Raw genomic sequence first — 18,380 nt, 5'->3', positions numbered from 1 at the left:
GTTTATCCTCTGACGTGCACCCCAACCTAGAATGGTCAGATGACCACATTCCCCGCACCGGACACATCCGGCGTGCATATCGGCGTGTTGGCCGTCCAGGGTGACGTGCGGGAACATATCCGCACCGTCGAGTCCCTCGGCGGACGGGCGAGCGCTATTCGCCGGCCCGGCGAGCTGGCCGGACTTGACGGCCTCATCATTCCTGGCGGCGAATCGACTGCCATCGACAAGCTGACCCGCGCCTTCGACCTGGCAGAGCCACTTCGTGAGCTCATCAGTGCGGGGCTGCCCGTCTACGGGTCCTGCGCGGGGATGATCATGCTCGCCGATGCCATCGCCGACCCGGCGACCGACCTGCAGGGCCGCCCGCAGCAAACCCTCGGCGGGCTGGACATCGTGGTGCGCCGCAACGCTTTTGGGCGGCAACGGGACTCCTTCGAAACGGAGCTCGAGTTCTCGGGGTTGGCTCCGGAGCGCTCCGGGAAGGTCCAGCCGGTCCACGCGGTATTCATCAGGGCGCCCTGGGTCGAGCGGGTGGGTCCCTCGGTCGAGGTCCTCGCGCAGGTACCAGCGCAGCCAGCCGGTCTCACGGGGCAGCATCCCGATTCGAACCGGGTCGCTAGGATTGTTGCGGTGCGGTCGGGGAACCTACTCGCCACGAGCTTTCATCCCGAGGTAACCGGGGAGCGGCGGATTCACGAATTGTTTATGCAGATGATCGTAAGGAGAACGGTAGATCATGTCGGGGCACTCTAAATGGGCAACAACCAAACACAAGAAGGCCGCGATTGATGCGAAGCGCGCCAAATCCTTTGCCAAACTGATCAAGAATATTGAGGTCGCCGCCCGTGCGGGCGGTGCCGATATGGCCGGCAACCCTGGTCTTGAACTGGCGGTGCAGAAGGCGAAGAAGACGTCCGTGCCGATCGACAACATCAACCGTGCCGTCAAACGCGGCGCCGGTCTGCTGGGCGACGCCGTCGAATACCAGACCATCATGTATGAGGCCCGCGGGCCGCAGGGCTCGGCCCTGCTTATCGAATGTTTGACCGACAACAAGAACCGCGCCGCTTCGGAGGTCCGGTTAGGGGTCACCCGCAACGGCGGCTCAATGGCCGACCCGGGGTCGGTGTCCTACCTCTTCACCCGCAAGGGCGTGGTTACACTGCCAAGCGGCGAACTCACCGAGGATGATCTTCTCCTCGCCGTGCTGGACGCCGGCGCCGAAGAGGTCAAGGAAACAGCCGGCCGCTTTGAGGTCATCTCAGAACCGCAGGATCTCCGCGCCGTGGTGGCGGGTCTTGAGGAAGCCGGGATCGACTACGACACCGACGAGGCCGAGTTCGTACCCTCAATGCAGGTGGAGCTCGACGCCGACGGCGCCCGCAAGTTCATCCGCCTGGTTGACGCACTCGAGGACCTCGACGACGTCCAGAACGTCTACTCAAACGCCGACCTCTCCGACGAGGTGCTCGCCGAGCTGGACGGCGACGACTAAACCCAGTGGCAAACCTTCCCGCCCAGTCGCATCATCGCCGGGCTGCCGCATGACCCTGCGCGTGATGGGAGTGGACCCGGGGCTGACCCGCTGCGGGCTGGCAGTTGTCGACATTGAACCCAACCGCCGGTCAACGCTCGTCGCCGTCGGAGTGGTCGGCACCCCCGCCGACCAGTTACTGGACCGTCGGCTGCTCGTGATTTCCGACGCCGTCGACGATTGGCTGGATACCCACGCACCCGACGTGCTCGCCGTCGAACGTGTGTTCAGCCAGCTGAACGTGAGTACCGTCATGGGCACCGCCCAGGCCTCCGGCGTCGTCATGGTCGCGGCCGCCCGGCGTGGCATCCCGGTGGCGCTTCATACCCCCACCGAGGTGAAGGCGGCCGTCACCGGTAACGGGCAGTCAGACAAGGTAGCGGTCACCAAGATGGTCACCAAAATCCTTCGGCTCGATACGGCGCCCAAACCAGCCGATGCCGCTGACGCTCTGGCCCTGGCCATCACCCACGCCTGGCGGCAAGGTGTTGCCGCCAACCGGGCGTCGGCCGGCGGCGGCAACGCCACGGCCGCGCAGCGGATCTGGGCTGAAGCCGAGGCGAAAGCCCGACGGCGCAGGTAGCCCGACGGTGTGGCGCATCCGGAAAAGCCGGCCGGAACCAGTACGCTGTTCGTAGATATGTTCGGATAGAAATTTTGGAGTAGCGCGCATGATCAGTTCCCTCCGCGGCACCGTCAGCCACGTTGGCCTCAACTCGGCCGTGCTGGACGTCAATGGGTTTGGCATGCAGATCCTGGCCACCCCGCAGACCCTCGCCACCCTGCGCACCGGACAGGAAGCGCAAGTCTTCACCGCGATGATTGTCCGTGAGGACTCCATGACACTGTTCGGGTTCGAGGAGGCAGACCAGCGTGAGGTGTTCGAGACGCTGCTCGGCGTCAGCGGAGTTGGGCCACGGTTGGCACTGGCCGTGCTGGCCGTCCACGCACCGGAAGCCATCCGGGTTGCTGCCTCTTCGGGTGACGACAAGGCCTTCAGTAAAGTCCCGGGAATCGGCCCGAAGGGCGCCCGCCGGATTGTCCTGGAACTGGCAGACAAACTCGTTCCGCTCGGCACCGCCGGGGCCCCGCCGAAGAACGCCTGGCAGGGACAGGTCCTGACGGCAATGATGGGGCTCGGCTGGTCGGAGAAGGACGCAACCACCGCGATAGACGCGGCGACGGCCGAAGCACCAGAGGTGGCCGCGTCCGGCAACGTGGGTGACATCCTGAAACTCACCCTGCGCAGACTCGGCCAGGACGGCGCCCGGGCCTCGGCGCGGAGCCGGGTCAGCTGATGGCCCGCGACGACGCGGCGGGGGAGGAGGCCCCGGTTGTTTCACCCACCGGGGATCCAGAGGACCGGGCGGTGGAAGCAGCGCTGCGCCCCAAAAATCTCGATGACTTTGTCGGGCAGCAACGGGTCCGCCGGCAGCTCTCCCTGGTCCTGGAAGCCTCGCGGCTGCGCGGCCGAACTGCCGACCACGTCCTGCTCTCCGGTCCGCCGGGCCTTGGCAAGACCACCCTGGCCATGATCATCGCCGCCGAGATGAACGCGCCCCTGCGCATCAGCTCCGGTCCGGCTATCCAGCACGCCGGCGACCTCGCGGCCATTCTCTCCTCGCTGACCGACGGCGAGGTACTCTTCCTCGACGAAATTCACCGCATGTCCCGGCCGGCCGAGGAAATGCTGTACATGGCGATGGAAGATTTCCGGGTCGACATCATCGTCGGCAAAGGGCCGGGCGCAACAGCCATCCCGTTGGACCTGCCGCCATTCACCCTGGTCGGCGCCACCACCCGGGCCGGGCTACTTCCAGGGCCCCTGCGGGACCGCTTCGGGTTCACCGGCCACCTCGAGTTCTACTCCACCGAAGAACTGGAACTGGTATTGCGTCGCTCGGCGATGCTGATGGACATGAAGGTCAACTCGGCCGCGTTCTCGGAGGTGGCAGGCCGGTCCCGCGGTACGCCCAGGATTGCCAACCGGCTCCTCCGCCGGGTGCGTGACTGGGCGTTGGTGCACGGCGTCGACCTGATCGACGCCAGGTGCGCCGGGGCGGCGCTGGACATGTATGAAGTGGACGCCAAAGGCCTCGACCGGCTCGACCGCGCCGTGCTCACCGCCCTGATCACCAAGTTCAACGGCGGTCCGGTGGGACTTTCGACCCTCGCGATCGCCGTCGGCGAGGAACCCGAGACAGTCGAAACCGTCGCCGAACCATACCTGGTGCGGGAGGGGATGCTGGGGCGGACCCCCCGGGGACGAATCGCCACGCGAGCGGCCTGGGACCACCTGGGACTCGTCATGCCGGCGAATGTTGCGGCTGCCATGCCGGAGGACCTCTTCACCGTCCTCTCCGAGGAAAACGGCCCGGAAGGCAACCGTGCCGAAGACAACAGTGGGGTAACGGAATGGGCCAACACCGAGGGATAGGGGCGCCGAAAGGACGCGGACAATCCCGTTTCCCTTTACACTGATATGACGTGCGGCACGTCAGGTGCGTGCGGATCCCAAGATATAGAAACGGAACTACTCTGTGTTCTCAACCTTATTAGCCCAGACTGCCGCCCCAGAGCAAGGCTTCGATATTTTCAGCCTGCTTTTGCCGCTGGCACTCGGAGCATTGATCTTCATGATGTTCCGGAGGCAGAAGAAGACCCAGAAGACCATCAAGGAGCAGCGCACCCAGATGGTTCCCGGCACCGAAGTGATGACCAACTTCGGCCTGTTCGGTACAGTGATTTCTCTCGACGAAGAGAACAACAAGGCAGTGCTCGAGCTTGGTCCCGGTGCCAGGGCCACGGTACACATGCAGACCCTCACCAAGGTGGTGCAGCCTGAGCCGGCCGCCGATGACGAAGAAACGCCGGCCGTCCCCGACGACGCATCCTCGCTGACCAGCCCCGTCGCCGACAACTCGGCCACCGACACCCGGACCACTGCTGTTGACGGCCAGGATCAGCCGACCCATGACACGGTGCTCCCCGAATCCGGACCAGAGCGTCTTGACGCCCGCTCAGACGAGGACATCCGTCTGGACTACGACAACAAGCGGGACAACAAGGACATCTAGCGCCGCGGGTGGGGCAACACCCTCGAGTGTGATGCCCCACCACCCCTAGAACCACCGACGCGCGCTCTCTCGATAAAAGGAAATTCCACATGCCTCGTACCGGCCCAGGCACGGCAGCCAAACGGACACTCGTTTGGCTCGGCGTTATGTTTGCATTACTAGCAGTTCTCCTGGGCAGCGGGTCCATCTGGGGCACCGCGAGCTGGAGCCCCAAGCTGGCACTCGACCTTGAGGGTGGAACCCAGATGATCCTGGCGCCCCAGGTGCAGGGCGGCAGCGATGAGATTACCGAAGAGCAGCTCGACCAGGCTGTGGAAATCATCAGGCAGCGGGTCGACGGCAGTGGCGTGGCAGAGGCCGAGATCAACACCCAGTCCGGCCGCAACGTGATTGTGTCACTCCCCGGTATTCCCGACGCCGAAACCCGCGAACTGATTCAGGCGTCGGCACAGATGGAATTCCGACCAGTACTCTTTGGCGGTCCGGGCCAGGCGCCCGCCGCGGAAACGCCCACCCCCGAAGAAGAACTGCCCGCTCCTACCGACGAACCCACCAATGCCAGCGATCCCAACTGGATCACGGCAGAACTGTTCTCCGAGTTCGAGGCCCTCGACTGCACATCGCCCGAAGCACTCGAACCCGCCGAAGAAGCAGCGCCCGCCGATGAGCCAATGGTCGCTTGCGAGCCGGGCACCCAGGGCAAATACATTCTCGGGCCGGTGGAAGTGCCGGGCACCGACATCGACTCCGCCGACTTCGGCATGCAGCGCGGCGCGCAGGGTCAGTCACTGAACACCTGGGCGGTCAACATCCAGTTCAACTCCGAGGGCAGCGAGACCTTCCGGGAAGTCACCGAACGCCTCTTCGCCTTCGGTCAGGGCGATCCACGGAACCAGTTCGCCATCGTGCTCGATGGGACGATCATTTCGGCTCCGACCACCCAGGCCGTCATCCCCGATGGGCGGCCCTCGATCAGCGGTAGCTTCACGGAGGAGTCGGCCGGGGCGTTGGCCGAACAACTGAAGTACGGCGCACTGCCGATCAGCTTCGAGATCCAGAGCGAGCAGCAGATCTCGGCCACTCTCGGAGCCGACCAGCTCCGGCTCGGCATGATTGCAGGCATCATCGGCTTGATTTTGGTCGCCGTTTACTCGATCTTCCAGTACCGGATGCTGGGACTGGTGACGATTGCGTCCCTTGTGGTGGCAGGTTTCCTCACCTACCTCGCCATCTGCATCCTGGGCTGGACCGAAAACTACCGGCTCTCCCTCGCAGGTGTGGCCGGCCTGATTGTCGCAATTGGGCAGACAGCCGACTCCTTCATCGTTTACTTCGAACGAATCCGCGATGAGCTCCGAGATGGCAGGGGGCTCGTCTCAGCCGTAGAGAACGGCTGGCGCCGGGCCAAGAGCACCGTCCTCGCGTCCAAGGCCGTCAGCCTGCTGGCCGCCGTCGTGCTGTACTTCGTCGCTGTCGGCAACGTTCGTGGGTTCGCGTTCACCCTCGGATTGACAGCTGTAGCCGACCTGATCGTCGTCTTCCTGTTCACTCATCCGGTGATGCGCCTGCTGGCAAGGACCAAGTTCTTCGGCGAGGGACACCGGTTCTCCGGTGTCGATCCGAAGAAGCTTGGCATTATGCCGCTCTATCGTGGTGCCGGTCGTATCCGGATGCCGTCGGCAACACCGCAGACGGCAGCCCCCCGCACCAAGAACAAGGCAGTCCCAGGTGAAATCGCCCGACGCACCACCATCGCCGAACGTCGGCTGGCCGAACAAAAAGCCCTGGCCGCGCGAAGCAATGGCACAGACCAGGAGGAAAACTAAATGCGGGGCAATAGTTTCGCCAAATTTGGCAACGACCTCTACTCGGGCAAGCTGTCCTACCCGTTCGTCGGCAAGCGCAAGCTGTGGTTCACCATTGCAGCGTTGGCCGTCCTCGTGTCGATCATCATCCCCATCGTCAAGGGTGGCTTCAACCTCGGTATCGATTTCCGGGGTGGCTCCGAGTTCACGGTGTCGAGTGTTGAGAACACTGACATCGCCCTCGGTGAGCAGGCTGTTACGGGAGTGGTACCAAATGCGGTACCGAGCGTCACGAACATCGCGCCGCAGACGATGCGTATCCAGACTGAGCGGCTCTCCGATGATGAGACCCTCAGCGTCCGGGACGCTCTGATCAGCGCGTATGAGGTTACCGAAGAAGAAGTCACTACCAACTTCGTCGGGCCCACCTGGGGCGAGGACGTCAGCCGGCAGGCCTTGATTGGCTTGGTGGTGTTCATCCTGCTGGCCGCAGTGCTGATGGCCCTGTATTTCCGGACCTGGAAAATGTCGGTGGCCGCACTCAGCGGATTGTTCGTGGTCATGACGGTGACAGCCGGTCTGTACTCGCTGAGCAACTTCGAGGTGACACCCTCGGCGATGATCGGTTTCCTCACGGTGCTGAGCTATGCGTTGTATGACACGGTGGTGGTTTTCGACAAGATCAAGGAGAACACCGCCGACCTCGATGTTTCTACCAAGCGAACCTTTGGCGAGCAGGTAAACCTTGCGGTCAACCAGACGCTGGTGCGCTCCATCAACACCTCGGTTGTCGCCGTGTTGCCGGTCGCATCGATTCTTTTCATCGGTGCGATGCTCCTCGGTGCGGGTACCCTCCGGGATCTGTCTCTCGCCTTGTTCATCGGCATTATCATCGGGACCATCGGCACTCTCTTCGTCGCCGCACCCGTTTACGCGTGGCTGCGGATGCGCGAGCCGGGCATGAAGCGGCAGGAGAAGCGCGTGCTGCATCGCCGGTCGGTCGAAGCAGCAGAAGCCGTCCCTGCGCCCTGACTGTCGCAGGAGCAATCGACGACCTGACGGCCGTGTCCTGGTCCCCTGAGGGGGCCGGGACACGGTTTTTTTGTTCCCAGTTTGGCGGCAGCCGGGGATCGGTGCAGCAGGGTTTGGTCCGTCGGACTAAACTTAAATATGCGTGCCGGAGAAGAGGCATGGTGTAATTCTTTTTCAGCCGTCTGACGGCTGAGGAATCGGGGTAGTACGTGGCAGATGCCAGTGGTCCAGCAGAGCGGCCAGACACGGAACACCGTGAGGAGCGCCCTGGCACCTTTTCGCGCCCTTCGACCGCCCAGCTTGACCAAGTTCCGGCGCCCCCTGCGACCATACCGCCCGTCCGCAGCCGCGACGTCGCAGTGACCTCATCGGGATCAGCCCCTTCGGCGGCCAGCGCCGACCATAGCGCGCTGCCGGATCGGAAAATCCGGACCCGGTCACGGCTGGCCCGCCTGACGGGCAGAGCCTCCAACGGGTATTCACCGGTGCTTGAGCCCCTGCTGAGGACGGTCCGGGCCAACAACCCCAAGGAAGACCTCGACCTGATCCAGCGGGCGTACCTGGTGGCCGAGCGCAGCCACGAGGGCCAGAAGCGAAAAAGCGGCGATCCGTACATCACCCACCCGGTGGCGGTGGCAACGATCCTTGCCGAACTGGGCATGACCGGCACCACGCTGGCTGCCGCCCTGCTGCATGACACCGTCGAGGACACCGCATGCACCCTCGACGACATCAAGCGTGACTTCGGCGCCGAAGTGGCAATGCTGGTGGACGGGGTCACCAAGTTGGACAAGGTGTCCTTCGGCGACGCTGCCCAGTCCGAGACCGTTCGCAAAATGGTGGTCGCCATGGCCAAGGACATTCGTGTCCTGGTGATCAAGCTCGCGGACCGGCTCCATAATGCCCGGACCTGGCGCTTTGTCTCTCCCGAGTCGTCGGCCAGAAAAGCCCGCGAGACACTCGAAATCTTCGCTCCGCTCGCGCACCGGCTCGGCATGAACACCATCAAGTGGGAGCTCGAGGACCTGTCCTTTGCGGCGCTGCACCCGAAGGTGTACGAAGAGATCGTCCGGATGGTGGGGGATCGTACGCCTGAACGGGAAAAGCACCTGGCAGTGGTGCGCACCCAGATCGGCGAAGACCTTCGGTCGGTGAAGATCAAGGCGACAATCACCGGACGCCCGAAGCATTACTACTCCATCTACCAAAAGATGATCGTCCGCGGCAAGGACTTCGATGACATCCATGACCTGATGGGGATCCGGGTGCTGGTGGACAGTGTGAGGGACTGCTACGCAACGTTGGGCCAGCTGCATGCCCGCTGGAACCCGCTGCCCGGCCGGTTCAAAGACTACATAGCGATGCCCAAATTCAATATGTACCAGTCGCTCCACACCACGGTGATCGGACCCGGCGGACGTCCGGTGGAGATTCAGATCCGGACCCACGACATGCACCGCAGAGCCGAATACGGCGTTGCAGCGCACTGGAAATACAAGGGCGCTGGCGGCAAAACCGGAGAAGGACCCGACAACAGCGACATGGGGTGGCTGCGAAGTCTGGTCGACTGGCAGCAGGAGACAGCCGACCCGGACGAGTTCCTTGACTCGCTGCGCTTCGAAATCAACGCCCGCGAAGTGTTCGTGTTCACTCCCAAGGGCGAGGTTATGGCGTTGCCTGCCGGGTCCACTCCGGTGGACTTCGCCTATGCAGTGCACACCGAGGTGGGGCACCGGACGATCGGAGCCCGGGTCAACGGGAAGCTGATCCCGCTGAACAGCGAGCTGAACCACGGCGACTGGGTGGAGATCTTCACCTCCAAGGCCGAGGGTGCCGGCCCGAGCCAGGACTGGCAGGGGTTCGTGAAGAGCCCGCGGGCTCGCAACAAGATCCGCCAATGGTTCACCAAGGAACGCCGCGAAGAGGCGATTGAAAAGGGTAAGGAACTGCTCACCCGCGCAATGCGCAAGCAGAACCTGCCACTTCAGCGCATGATGACCCATGACGCACTGATAGCGGTGGCCCAGGAGTTGAGGCACGCGGACATCGCTGCTCTTTATGCGGCGGTCGGTGACGGCCATTCCTCCGCCCAGAACGTGATCGAACGCCTGGTCGCCCTGATGGGTGGGAACGAGGGTGCCGAAGATAGCCTCGCCGAGACGGCGGTCGCCACCACTCCGCGCCGCCCCAAGTTCTCCGATTCCGGCGTGACGGTGCGCGGCGTTGGCGACGTCTGGGTCAAAATTGCGCGCTGTTGTACTCCAGTTCCGCCGGATCCCATCATCGGGTTCGTTACCCGCGGTTCGGGGGTGTCAGTCCACCGGAACGACTGCCGCAACGTCGAGGAACTGAGGGATCAGCCCGATCGGATTGTGGACGTCGACTGGGCTCCCACCCAGTCCAGCGTGTTCCTGGTCGAGATCCAGGTTGAAGCGCTCGATCGCAAGAGCCTCCTCTCCGACGTCACCCGGGTCCTCTCCGAGAACCACGTCAACATTCTCGCGGCAAGCGTGAATACCTCGACGGACCGGGTGGCACTGTCGCGGTTTGCTTTTGAGATGGGGGATCCCAAGTACCTGACCCACATCCTCAACGCGGTCCGCCGGATAGACGGCGTGTTTGACGTCTACCGCACCACCGGGGCGCAACGGAGGCTCTAGCTCGCCGTCGACCGCCGGTGCCGAATGGGGTGGGTCTAGCCCGAGTGCATGGCGCTCTGGAGGCGGGCCAGAGCGCGGTTCTTGCCAGGAACGCGTCGGGTTGCTTCCAACGCCCTGACCACCAGGACCAGGTCACACCGTAGATCGGGGTGAGCTGCCAGTCGGACGAGGGTTGGCACTGCCCAGTCGTCATGTCCATGCACTGCAACATCGAGTGCGGTCCGCAAAGGTGCTGTGACGCCCACCCCGCCGACCGCCCGGACATCGCAGGGTCCCAAAGCGACCTGATGCATCAGGGCTTCACTGAACGGTGGCAGGGCGGTGGTGCGGCGTCGGTGATCTGTCACGAGGTTCACTGTTTCGGGTAGTGGCGCGCAGCCATAGACCCAGGCCGCGCTTTGGCGGGCAAGCGCAACCTTGGCCCGCAACGACGCCGGGACGCACAGGATCGCAGACTGGGCGCGGGAGGCGGGGTCAAGATGGTGGTCCGCGCGGGCATAGGAGTTCCCGCAGACACGGCGCAGCAGTCCGTCGATGCGCATGGCCTGCAACTCGACGCTGCTGAAGATGTCATGGGCTCGGAAGAGCACTCCGCCGGTTGAGGTGATCGGCTCTGCTGGGGTTTCTCCGGTAGCGGCTCCCAGCCGAAGGTGGGACATGGCCCAAGCATTCCGAGTTTGGCCCCAAAGCGAAAGCCCCGGCGTCGAGTTGTGGATAACCGGACTGGTGACGTACCAGACTACTCATCCACAACCCCACACCGGGGCTGAGTGTTCGGGTGCCGCTAGGAGAAGTCCTGCGCCGACTTCTGCAGCATATCCATCCATTGTTGGCGTGCGGACAGGGCTTCCTTGGCGGTAGCGATCCGCTTCGCGTCGCCAGCCTTCTCGGCAGCGTTCAGATCTTCCTGCAGCGCAGCGATAGTGGCTTCCAGCTGACTCAGAGCACTGTTGGTGCGGGCCTGGGTCTCAGGGTTGGTCCGCTCCCAATGGGCGTCGTCGGCAGCCTTCACCGCGTCCTCAACTTCGCGAATACCGGCTTCGATCCGACCCATGTCCGCGCGTGGCACCTTGCCGGCTTCCTCCCAGCGGTCACGAATCGACTGCAGCGACTTCTTCGCGGCCGCGAGGTTCCTGATGGGCAGCAACTGGCGTGCCTCGACCAGCAGGGCTTCCTTGACCACAAGGTTTGCCCCGTATTCTTCGTCGATTGCCTCGTTGGTTGCTTTCCTGGCGGTGAAGAACTTGTCCTGGGCGGCCCGAAAACGAGCCCACAGGGCGTCGTCGTCCTTGCGGCTGGCCCGTTTGGAGGCCTTCCACTCATCCATCAGCCGGCGGTATTCGCCAGCGGTGTGGCCCCAGTCGGTTGAGGTGGAAAGCGCCTCGGCCTGCTGGATGAGGGACTCCTTGGCCTGCTTGGCCGAGGCGTTGTCGGTATCCAGCTGGGAGAAGTACGCGCGACGATGCCGGTCGAAGATGGTGCGCGCCGCGCGGAACCTCTTCCACAGGCCGTCTTCGGTGCCGCGGCCAAGCCGGATGCCGTTCTTCTGCGCCGCTTTCCAGGTCTCGAACAGCTCGTTCATCCGGGTGCTGCTGGCTTTCCACTGCACCGTGGATGGGTCGCGGCCAGCGATTTCTTCGGCTTCCGCGACGATCGCTTCGCGGGCTGCGAGCTCGGCCGACTTCAGCGCATCCTGTTCGGCCTTTTCGGCGGCAACAAGCTCCGCGATCTGGCCGTTCAGGGCGTCCAGCCGCGTTTCAAGGGCAAGCACGTCGCCGACGATCTTCTTCTCTGCGACCTGCTCCCGCAGATGACCGGCGGTCTTCTGCATGTCGGCGGATGGTGCCTTCGCCTGGACGCGCTGTTCCAGGAGCACAATCTGGCTGGCGACGTCGTCGTACTTGCGCACGAAATATGCCAGCGCCTCATCCTTGGAGGCATCCGGGTACTGCCCGACGGCGTGCTCCTCGCCGTTGACGATGAGGAAGACGTGACCGTCGTCCTCGACCCGGGCGAACTTGGCTGCTTCGCTTAGCGGGGTGCTGTGCGCCGGGGGAGCGGCGACTGCTGCGCCTGGTTTCGCGCCAGGTTTGCCACCAGGTTTCGCGCCGGGTCGCGGAGCCATCGCTGCGGGGCTGGGAGCGGCGCCGGGGGAAGACATTGGGCGGGCAGCTGCAGGCGTGGCTGACTCAGCCTCGGGTGCCTCAGCTTCAGTTTCGGGAGCCGCAGCCTCGGGTGCGGGTGCCTCGGGTTCAGGCGCGGCTGATTCAGCCTGCTCGGGCTCAACCGCCTGCTCAAGACCAGTTGTTGTTTCCTCGTCGCCTGACGTTTCGTCGGTACGGGGTGTTTCGTCGGATTGCTGACTTTGTGTCACCGCTAGAAGTCTTTCACTCGTTGGTTTGCCTGCTACCTCGCGGCAAATGGTTCAGGGCTATCGAGTCTATCGCCACGGCGTCCCCGCACCGCGCAGCCTCAGAGGCTACTTTACGCATAAGGGTTCGCCAGCGGAATCTCGGTGCACCCACCCACGGGGACTGTGCGGCGACCTCTGTTTCGGTGCGGTACCCGGACGGCGGGGGTCAGCCTAGACATCGGAGGCGGAAATGGGGCCCACCGATGTCCGGGTTCCCCGCCAAAGCCGGGTAAAATCGGAGACCGTCAACCCGATGTCACATCCTGCAAGGAGCTCAGCCGTATGGCACGCAAGGCCTCACTGTCCGGTTTTCCCGAATGGCTGCCGGAGGAACGCCTGGTGGAGTTGCATGTACTGGACACGTTGCGGAAAACCTTCGAGCTGCATGGCTTCTCCAACATCGAAACCCGGGCGGTCGAGACGGTGTCCCACCTGCTCCGCAAAGGGGACATCGACAAAGAGGTCTACGCTGTGTCGCGCCTTCAGGCCGACGACGACGGCGGCCGGGCGACCAGCTCCGACGACGGCCTTGCCCTCCACTACGACCTGACTGTTCCCTTCGCCCGCTACGTGGTCGAAAACTCCGGCCACCTGGCGTTCCCCTTCCGGCGCTACCAGATCCAGAAGTGCTGGCGCGGTGAACGCCCGCAGGACGGCCGGTTCCGCGAGTTCACCCAGGCCGACATCGACGTCGTGGGCGACGGCGTGCTCCCGTTCCGGTACGACGTCGAACTGGCCCTCGTGGTGGTCGATGCCCTCTCGGCCCTGCCCATTCCCGAGTTCACCGTGCGCGTCAATAACCGGAAACTCGCCGAGGGTTTCTATCGGGGCATCGGCCTCGAGGACACCGCCGGGGTGCTGCGCAGCATCGACAAACTGGAAAAGATTGGGGCAGAGAAGGTTACCGCCCTGCTGCAGACCGAACTTGGTGCCACCGCCGACCAGGCAGCCCTCGCCCTCCGGCTCGCCTCGATCCGGACCGCTGACGTGTCATTCGTCGACCAGGTCCGCACCCTCGGGGTCACCGACCCCCTGCTGGAAGAGGGGCTCGGGGAGCTGGAGCAGGTGATCGCCGAAGCGTCCAAGCGCGCGCCCGGCCGGGTGGTTGCCGACCTCAGCATTGCCCGCGGCCTGGATTACTACACCGGAACGGTCTACGAAACCGTGCTGAACGGGCACGAGTCACTGGGATCGATCTGCTCCGGCGGCCGGTATGACAGCCTGGCAGCCAAAGGCAACCGGACGTTCCCCGGAGTCGGCCTGTCGATCGGCGTAACCCGGCTGGTGTCGCGGATCCTCAGCCAGGGCTTCACCGCCGTGTCGCGGCAGGTGCCCACCGCAGTCCTGATCTCGCTGACCGACGACAGCTCCTGGTCGGCGGCCCAGGACATCGCCGCGGCCCTGCGAGCCCGCGGCATTTCCGCTGAGGTGGCTGCCACTGCCGAGAAGTTCGGCAAGCAGATCAAGTTCGCCGACCGTCGTGGGATCCCCTTCGTCTGGTTCACCGCTGAGGACGGCACCCACGAGGTCAAGGACATCCGCACCGGCGCCCAGGAACCTGCCGATCCCGGCACCTGGACGCCCCCGGCAGTTGATCTCGTGCCGTCGGTGCTCCGCGCCGAGCCAGCCGACGCCTGACCCGGGCACCGCACCACAAGGTCAGGAGCGTCGTCGTCGTACTCCCGCGACGACGACGCGGCCCAGCACGCCAGCGGCCAGGACCGCCACCATGGTGAGCACCGACGTCGTGGGCAGGGTGAGGGCCAGCAGCACGCAGCCGATAAAACCCACCACGTTCAGCCCCCGCGGCGAATGCCACGGCCGGTGGGTGAGGGTAAACGCCGACAGGTTGGCGATCGCGTAGTAGATCAACACCCCAAAGCTGGAGAATCCGACCACTGTCAGGACGTCAGTGGTCAGGAGCAGGCCGATGACGACGACGGCGGTTGCCAGATCGGCGGCGTAGGGAACACCGAAGCGCTGCCAGATCCCGGTCAGGGCCCGGGGCAGATCTCCTTCACGGGCCATGGCCAGCGTGGTCCTGCCCACCCCGGCGATGAGGGCCAGCAGGGCTCCGAGGCTGGCGAGTGCTGCCGCGATGGTGACAGCAGTTGCCGGGATTGCTGAGGTCGAGGCAGTGAACACCTCACGCAACGGTGCGGCGGAGGCGGCAAGCGCCGTCGGGCCCAGTGCTGCCAGCAGACCCCACGCAAGCAGCAGATACAGCCCCAGGGTGAAGCCAAGGGATCCGAAGATCGCTGCCGGGATGTTGCGTTGCGGCTCGCGCACTTCCTCGCCCATGGTGGCGACCCGGGCGTACCCGGCAAACGCGAAGAACAGCAGTCCTGCGGCCTGCAGCACTCCAAGCCAGCTGGTGGGCAGCTGGACAGCGTCTGACGGTGCGGGGGCGGCGAAGGCGGCGACCACCACGAAAGCGAGTACCGGGACCACCAGGGACACGATGATCCGGGTCATCAGGGCGGTACGACTGACACCCAACAGGTTCACGACGGTCAGGGCGACCACCGCCGCGACGGCTGCGGCGGTCTCAAACCCGGGGCGGCGTACAACCCAAAAGTCAGCGCCATCGCTGCGCAGGAGGCGATCTTGCCGGTAACGAAACTCCAGCCGGCGATGAACCCGGGCCAGGGGCCGAGCTGGCGTCGGCCGTAGATATACGTGCCGCCGCTGTGCGGGTGCACTGCCGCCAGTTGCGCGGACGCCGCCGCGTTGCAGTAGGCCACGAAACCGGCGATGGCCACGGCGAGGGGCAGCCAGCTTCCCGCTGAGGCCGCAGCTGGCGCGAAGACCACAAACACGCCGGCGCCGATCATGGAGCCGATCCCCACGGTCGTGGCGTCAAAGCCGCCCAGCTGCCGTCGAAGGCCTGGCGGATTGGTCCCTGGTGGATGAGCCATTGCCATGTGTGATCCCTGCCGTGGCGGGTGGGTCCCGGTATCACCGGTAAACTCGGACGAGACGATCTTTTCATACGCGGGTAGCCCTTTTCTGCCCCGCACCTCCACCCGGAAGGAATGCTGTGCTGCGCACACATGACCTCGGTTCGCTACGGACTGAGCACATTGGACACACCGTCACCCTGGCAGGCTGGGTTGCCCGCCGCCGAGATCACGGCGGGGTCGCATTCCTTGACCTGCGCGACGCCTCGGGTTTCGCCCAGGTGGTGGTCCGGGAAGAGGAAGTGTTCCACGGACTGCGCAACGAATACGTCCTGCAGATCACGGGCACCGTCGAGAAGCGCCCCGAGGGTAACGAGAACCCGGCCCTGGCCACTGGCGGCATCGAAGTCATCGCCGAGACCGTGACCATCCTCAACACCTCCGACCCGCTGCCCTTCCAGATCGACGAGCACGTGGAGGTTGGCGAGGAAGCACGCCTGAAGCACCGCTACCTCGACCTCCGCCGGCCAGCGCCCAACGCCAACCTCCGGCTGCGTTCCGAGGCCAACCGGGTGGCACGCGAGCTGCTGCACCAGGATGGTTACGTCGAAATTGAGACACCCACCCTGACCAGGTCCACCCCTGAGGGTGCCCGCGACTTCGTGGTGCCAGCCCGTCTGTCGCCCGGCTCCTGGTACGCCCTGCCGCAGTCTCCGCAGCTGTTCAAGCAGCTCCTGCAGGTGGGCGGCTTTGAGAAGTACTACCAGATTGCCCGCTGTTACCGCGACGAGGACTTCCGCGCGGACCGTCAGCCGGAGTTCACCCAGCTCGACATCGAAGCCAGCTTCGTGGAGCAGGATGACGTCATTGCCCTAGGCGAGAGCCTGGTCAAGGCGCTCTGGCAGCTGATCGACGTCGAAATCCCCACGCCGATCCAGCGGATGACCTACGCCGATGCGATGGCCCGGTTCGGCTCAGACAAGCCCGATCTGCGCTTCGGCCTGGAACTGACCGAGCTCACCGAGTTCTTCAAGGACACCGATTTCGGCGTGTTCAAGGCGCCCTACGTCGGCGCCGTCGTCATGCCCGGCGGGGCGTCCCAGCCGCGCCGCCAGCTCGACGCCTGGCAGGAATGGGCCAAACAGCGCGGCGCCAAGGGCCTCGCCTATGTTCTGGTCGACGACGACGGCAGCCTCCGCGGGCCCGTCGCCAAGAACCTCACCGAGGCCGAGCGTGACGGCCTGCCCGCCGCGGTCGGCGCCAACCCCGGCGACTGCATTTTCTTCGCCGCCGGCGAGAAGACTCCCTCCCGCGCGCTGCTCGGCGCAGCACGCGTTGAAATCGGCCACCGCACCGGTCTCATCGACCCGTTGGCCTGGGCCTTCGTCTGGGTGGTTGACGCACCGATGTTCGAACCGGCGTCGGCGGCTGTCGCAGCCGGCGACGTGGCGGTCGGCGGGGGAGCCTGGACGGCGGTGCACCACGCGTTCACCTCACCGAAGCCTGAATACCTGGACACCTTCGACAAGGATCCAGAGACCGCACTGGCGTACGCCTACGACATTGTCTGCAACGGCAACGAAATCGGCGGCGGCTCGATCCGTATCCACCAGCGGGATGTGCAGGAACGTGTGTTCTCGGTGATGGGCATCAGCCAGGAGGACGCGCAGGAAAAGTTCGGTTTCCTCCTCGAAGGATTCAAGTTCGGTGCGCCCCCTCACGGCGGCATCGCGTTCGGCTGGGACCGCGTCGTCGCGCTGATGGCGGGCACCGAGTCGATCCGCGACGTCATCGCGTTCCCGAAGTCCGGCGGCGGCTTCGACCCGCTGACGGCTGCTCCCGCTCCGATCACCGCGCAGCAGCGTAAGGAAGCCGGAGTGGACTTCAAGCCGGAGAAAAAGAACTAGGGCGCAGCTCCTCCGCCCCCGCTTGGGTTGAATGGCGGGGGATCTGGCGGGTTCTGCTGCTTTGTGACGGGAATGGACACACGCCCAATCCGGTTATGAAATACTGATACACACAAACGTGCTCCGGGGTCGGTGTAATTCCGAACCGGCGGTGATAGTCCGCGACCCGTCCGCTGCCAGTGCTACCGCGCTGGCGTGGCCGGTTGAACTGGTGAAATTCCGGTACCGACAGTTAAAGTCTGGATGGGAGAAGCGCGTACAGCTTTGGCTGTGCTGGTTTGGTGGTGCCTTCGTGCGCCGCCGACAGCACCGGCCGTTCCTGTCGTTACCCCGGAGCGCACCGCTCGAGACAAGGGGTCGACATGGATTTTCTGAGGTGGCTGTTCGACGCTCAGATCCCCGTCGCCGGAAGCTCGCTGCTGCTCCGCGAGGTGATCGGCAACGTCTTCGGGCTCCTCAGCGCGCTCGGCGGGATGCGCCGGAAACTCTGGGCCTGGCCCGTCGGTATCATCGGCAACGTCCTGCTCCTTACCGTCTTCCTAGGTTCCTTTTTCGGCGGAGCCGACGCCGCCAACCTCCTCGGCCAGGCTGGCCGCCAGATCATGTTCATCGCCGTCGCCGTCTACGGCTGGCGCCAGTGGAGTGCCAGCAGCCAGGCCGACGGCCACGCCGTCACTCCACGCTGGGCGCCCCGCCGCGCGCGGATCGGCCTGGTGGTCGCCATGATCGTCGGCACGGTAGCGCTGACACCCCTCTTCCGGATGCTCGGCTCCTACGAACCTGTGTGGGCGGACGCCTGGACGTTTGTCGGCTCGCTGCTGGCAACCGTCGGCATGGCCAAGGGCTGGGTCGAGTTCTGGCTCATCTGGGTGGCGGTCGACGTCGTCGGGGTGCCACTGCTCTTCAGCGCCGGCTACTACGCGTCAGCCTTCATGTACCTGTTCTATGGGGTGTTCACCCTGATCGGGTTCTTCGTCTGGATGCGCGCCCGTGAGCGCAGCAAGCCCCGCATCGATGTCCTGCTCCCCGATCCGACGGTCCGGTAAACG

Annotated in this window: 16 protein-coding genes and 1 riboswitch; of the genes, 12 read left to right on the top strand and 4 right to left on the bottom strand. The window is 64.6% G+C overall.

The features are described from left to right. The first annotated feature begins 39 nt into the window (after positions 1 to 39). The 9 genes from pdxT (at position 40) to DDA93_RS03505 (ending at position 10,111) form a co-directional block, all read left to right on the top strand. The gene (gene pdxT / locus DDA93_RS03545; protein WP_019482441.1) at positions 40 to 756 is read left to right on the top strand and encodes a pyridoxal 5'-phosphate synthase glutaminase subunit PdxT; all 717 of its coding nucleotides are present in this window, start codon (positions 40 to 42) and stop codon (positions 754 to 756) included. Continuing rightward, entirely contained in the window at positions 740 to 1,498 is a 759-nt protein-coding gene (locus DDA93_RS03540; RefSeq protein WP_019482440.1) for a YebC/PmpR family DNA-binding transcriptional regulator, read from the top strand. The genes pdxT and DDA93_RS03540 overlap by 17 nt, the downstream gene beginning before the upstream one ends. A gap of 49 nt (positions 1,499 to 1,547) precedes the next feature. Next, positions 1,548 to 2,120: a crossover junction endodeoxyribonuclease RuvC gene (gene ruvC, locus DDA93_RS03535; RefSeq protein WP_019482439.1), complete on the top strand. Its 573-nt coding sequence runs from the start codon at positions 1,548 to 1,550 to the stop codon at positions 2,118 to 2,120. Between the two features lie 88 nt (positions 2,121 to 2,208). Then, on the top strand, positions 2,209 to 2,835 hold the full coding sequence (ruvA, locus tag DDA93_RS03530; RefSeq protein ID WP_024475681.1) for a Holliday junction branch migration protein RuvA: 627 nt from the start codon (positions 2,209 to 2,211) through the stop codon (positions 2,833 to 2,835). Then, positions 2,835 to 3,974, top strand: a complete 1,140-nt coding sequence (gene ruvB / locus DDA93_RS03525; RefSeq protein WP_019482437.1) for a Holliday junction branch migration DNA helicase RuvB — start codon at positions 2,835 to 2,837, stop codon at positions 3,972 to 3,974. Before ruvA ends, ruvB begins: the two co-directional genes overlap by 1 nt. Positions 3,975 to 4,077: 103 nt before the next feature. Continuing rightward, positions 4,078 to 4,614, top strand: coding sequence for a preprotein translocase subunit YajC (locus tag DDA93_RS03520; RefSeq protein WP_243400499.1), 537 nt, complete (start codon positions 4,078 to 4,080; stop codon positions 4,612 to 4,614). 89 nt (positions 4,615 to 4,703) lie between these two features. Further along, positions 4,704 to 6,440 carry a protein translocase subunit SecD gene (secD, locus tag DDA93_RS03515; RefSeq protein WP_116778092.1) on the top strand — a complete coding sequence of 579 codons (1,737 nt, stop codon included), beginning with the start codon at positions 4,704 to 4,706 and terminating at the stop codon, positions 6,438 to 6,440. Further along, a complete protein-coding gene (gene secF, locus DDA93_RS03510) occupies positions 6,441 to 7,451 on the top strand; it encodes a protein translocase subunit SecF (protein ID WP_019482434.1) in 1,011 nt (336 codons plus the stop codon). It begins immediately after the preceding gene. Between the two features lie 359 nt (positions 7,452 to 7,810). Beyond that, complete coding sequence (locus DDA93_RS03505; protein WP_279325256.1) at positions 7,811 to 10,111, top strand: bifunctional (p)ppGpp synthetase/guanosine-3',5'-bis(diphosphate) 3'-pyrophosphohydrolase; 2,301 nt, start codon at positions 7,811 to 7,813, stop codon at positions 10,109 to 10,111. Between the two features lie 35 nt (positions 10,112 to 10,146). Here DDA93_RS03505 and DDA93_RS03500 read toward each other — a convergent pair whose 3' ends face one another. Then, on the bottom strand, positions 10,147 to 10,770 hold the full coding sequence (locus DDA93_RS03500) for a hypothetical protein (RefSeq protein ID WP_116778090.1): 624 nt from the start codon (positions 10,768 to 10,770) through the stop codon (positions 10,147 to 10,149). Positions 10,771 to 10,895: 125 nt separating this feature from the next. Continuing rightward, positions 10,896 to 12,485 carry a DUF349 domain-containing protein gene (locus tag DDA93_RS03495; protein WP_116778089.1) on the bottom strand — a complete coding sequence of 530 codons (1,590 nt, stop codon included), beginning with the start codon at positions 12,483 to 12,485 and terminating at the stop codon, positions 10,896 to 10,898. Positions 12,486 to 12,806: 321 nt separating this feature from the next. Between DDA93_RS03495 and hisS the strand changes: the two genes are divergently transcribed. Then, positions 12,807 to 14,162, top strand: coding sequence for a histidine--tRNA ligase (gene hisS, locus DDA93_RS03490; RefSeq protein WP_116778088.1), 1,356 nt, complete (start codon positions 12,807 to 12,809; stop codon positions 14,160 to 14,162). Positions 14,163 to 14,183: 21 nt separating this feature from the next. Here the strand turns inward: hisS and DDA93_RS03485 are convergent, their stop codons facing one another. Further along, on the bottom strand, positions 14,184 to 15,050 hold the full coding sequence (locus DDA93_RS03485; protein ID WP_347693139.1) for an APC family permease: 867 nt from the start codon (positions 15,048 to 15,050) through the stop codon (positions 14,184 to 14,186). Further along, on the bottom strand, positions 15,038 to 15,448 hold the full coding sequence (locus tag DDA93_RS17055) for an amino acid permease (protein ID WP_347693138.1): 411 nt from the start codon (positions 15,446 to 15,448) through the stop codon (positions 15,038 to 15,040). The genes DDA93_RS03485 and DDA93_RS17055 overlap by 13 nt, the downstream gene beginning before the upstream one ends. Before the next feature lie 116 nt (positions 15,449 to 15,564). On the opposite strand from DDA93_RS17055, the gene aspS reads away from it, so the two are divergent. Further along, entirely contained in the window at positions 15,565 to 17,331 is a 1,767-nt protein-coding gene (gene aspS / locus DDA93_RS03480) for an aspartate--tRNA ligase (RefSeq protein WP_116778087.1), read from the top strand. 114 nt (positions 17,332 to 17,445) lie between these two features. Further along, positions 17,446 to 17,591: riboswitch (FMN riboswitch) on the top strand. Positions 17,592 to 17,693: 102 nt separating this feature from the next. Further along, the gene (gene pnuC / locus DDA93_RS03475; protein ID WP_024475689.1) at positions 17,694 to 18,377 is read left to right on the top strand and encodes a nicotinamide riboside transporter PnuC; all 684 of its coding nucleotides are present in this window, start codon (positions 17,694 to 17,696) and stop codon (positions 18,375 to 18,377) included. Positions 18,378 to 18,380: the final 3 nt, after the last annotated feature.

Source organism: Arthrobacter sp. Bz4, from assembly GCF_003075455.1.
Lineage (GTDB): Bacteria > Actinomycetota > Actinomycetes > Actinomycetales > Micrococcaceae > Arthrobacter_D.
This window is presented reverse-complemented; position numbering and strand designations above follow the sequence as displayed.

Excerpts from the sequence above, each read along its gene's own strand:
- pdxT (WP_019482441.1), top strand. The coding sequence starts at position 40 with ATGACCACATTCCCCGCACCGGACACATCCGGCGTGCATATCGGCGTG.
- DDA93_RS03540 (WP_019482440.1), top strand. The coding sequence starts at position 740 with ATGTCGGGGCACTCTAAATGGGCAACAACCAAACACAAGAAGGCCGCG.
- ruvC (WP_019482439.1), top strand. The coding sequence starts at position 1,548 with ATGACCCTGCGCGTGATGGGAGTGGACCCGGGGCTGACCCGCTGCGGG.
- ruvA (WP_024475681.1), top strand. The coding sequence starts at position 2,209 with ATGATCAGTTCCCTCCGCGGCACCGTCAGCCACGTTGGCCTCAACTCG.
- ruvB (WP_019482437.1), top strand. The coding sequence starts at position 2,835 with ATGGCCCGCGACGACGCGGCGGGGGAGGAGGCCCCGGTTGTTTCACCC.
- secD (WP_116778092.1), top strand. The coding sequence starts at position 4,704 with ATGCCTCGTACCGGCCCAGGCACGGCAGCCAAACGGACACTCGTTTGG.
- secF (WP_019482434.1), top strand. The coding sequence starts at position 6,441 with ATGCGGGGCAATAGTTTCGCCAAATTTGGCAACGACCTCTACTCGGGC.
- DDA93_RS03500 (WP_116778090.1), bottom strand. The coding sequence starts at position 10,770 with ATGTCCCACCTTCGGCTGGGAGCCGCTACCGGAGAAACCCCAGCAGAG.
- hisS (WP_116778088.1), top strand. The coding sequence starts at position 12,807 with ATGGCACGCAAGGCCTCACTGTCCGGTTTTCCCGAATGGCTGCCGGAG.
- DDA93_RS17055 (WP_347693138.1), bottom strand. The coding sequence starts at position 15,448 with ATGGCAATGGCTCATCCACCAGGGACCAATCCGCCAGGCCTTCGACGG.
- pnuC (WP_024475689.1), top strand. The coding sequence starts at position 17,694 with ATGGATTTTCTGAGGTGGCTGTTCGACGCTCAGATCCCCGTCGCCGGA.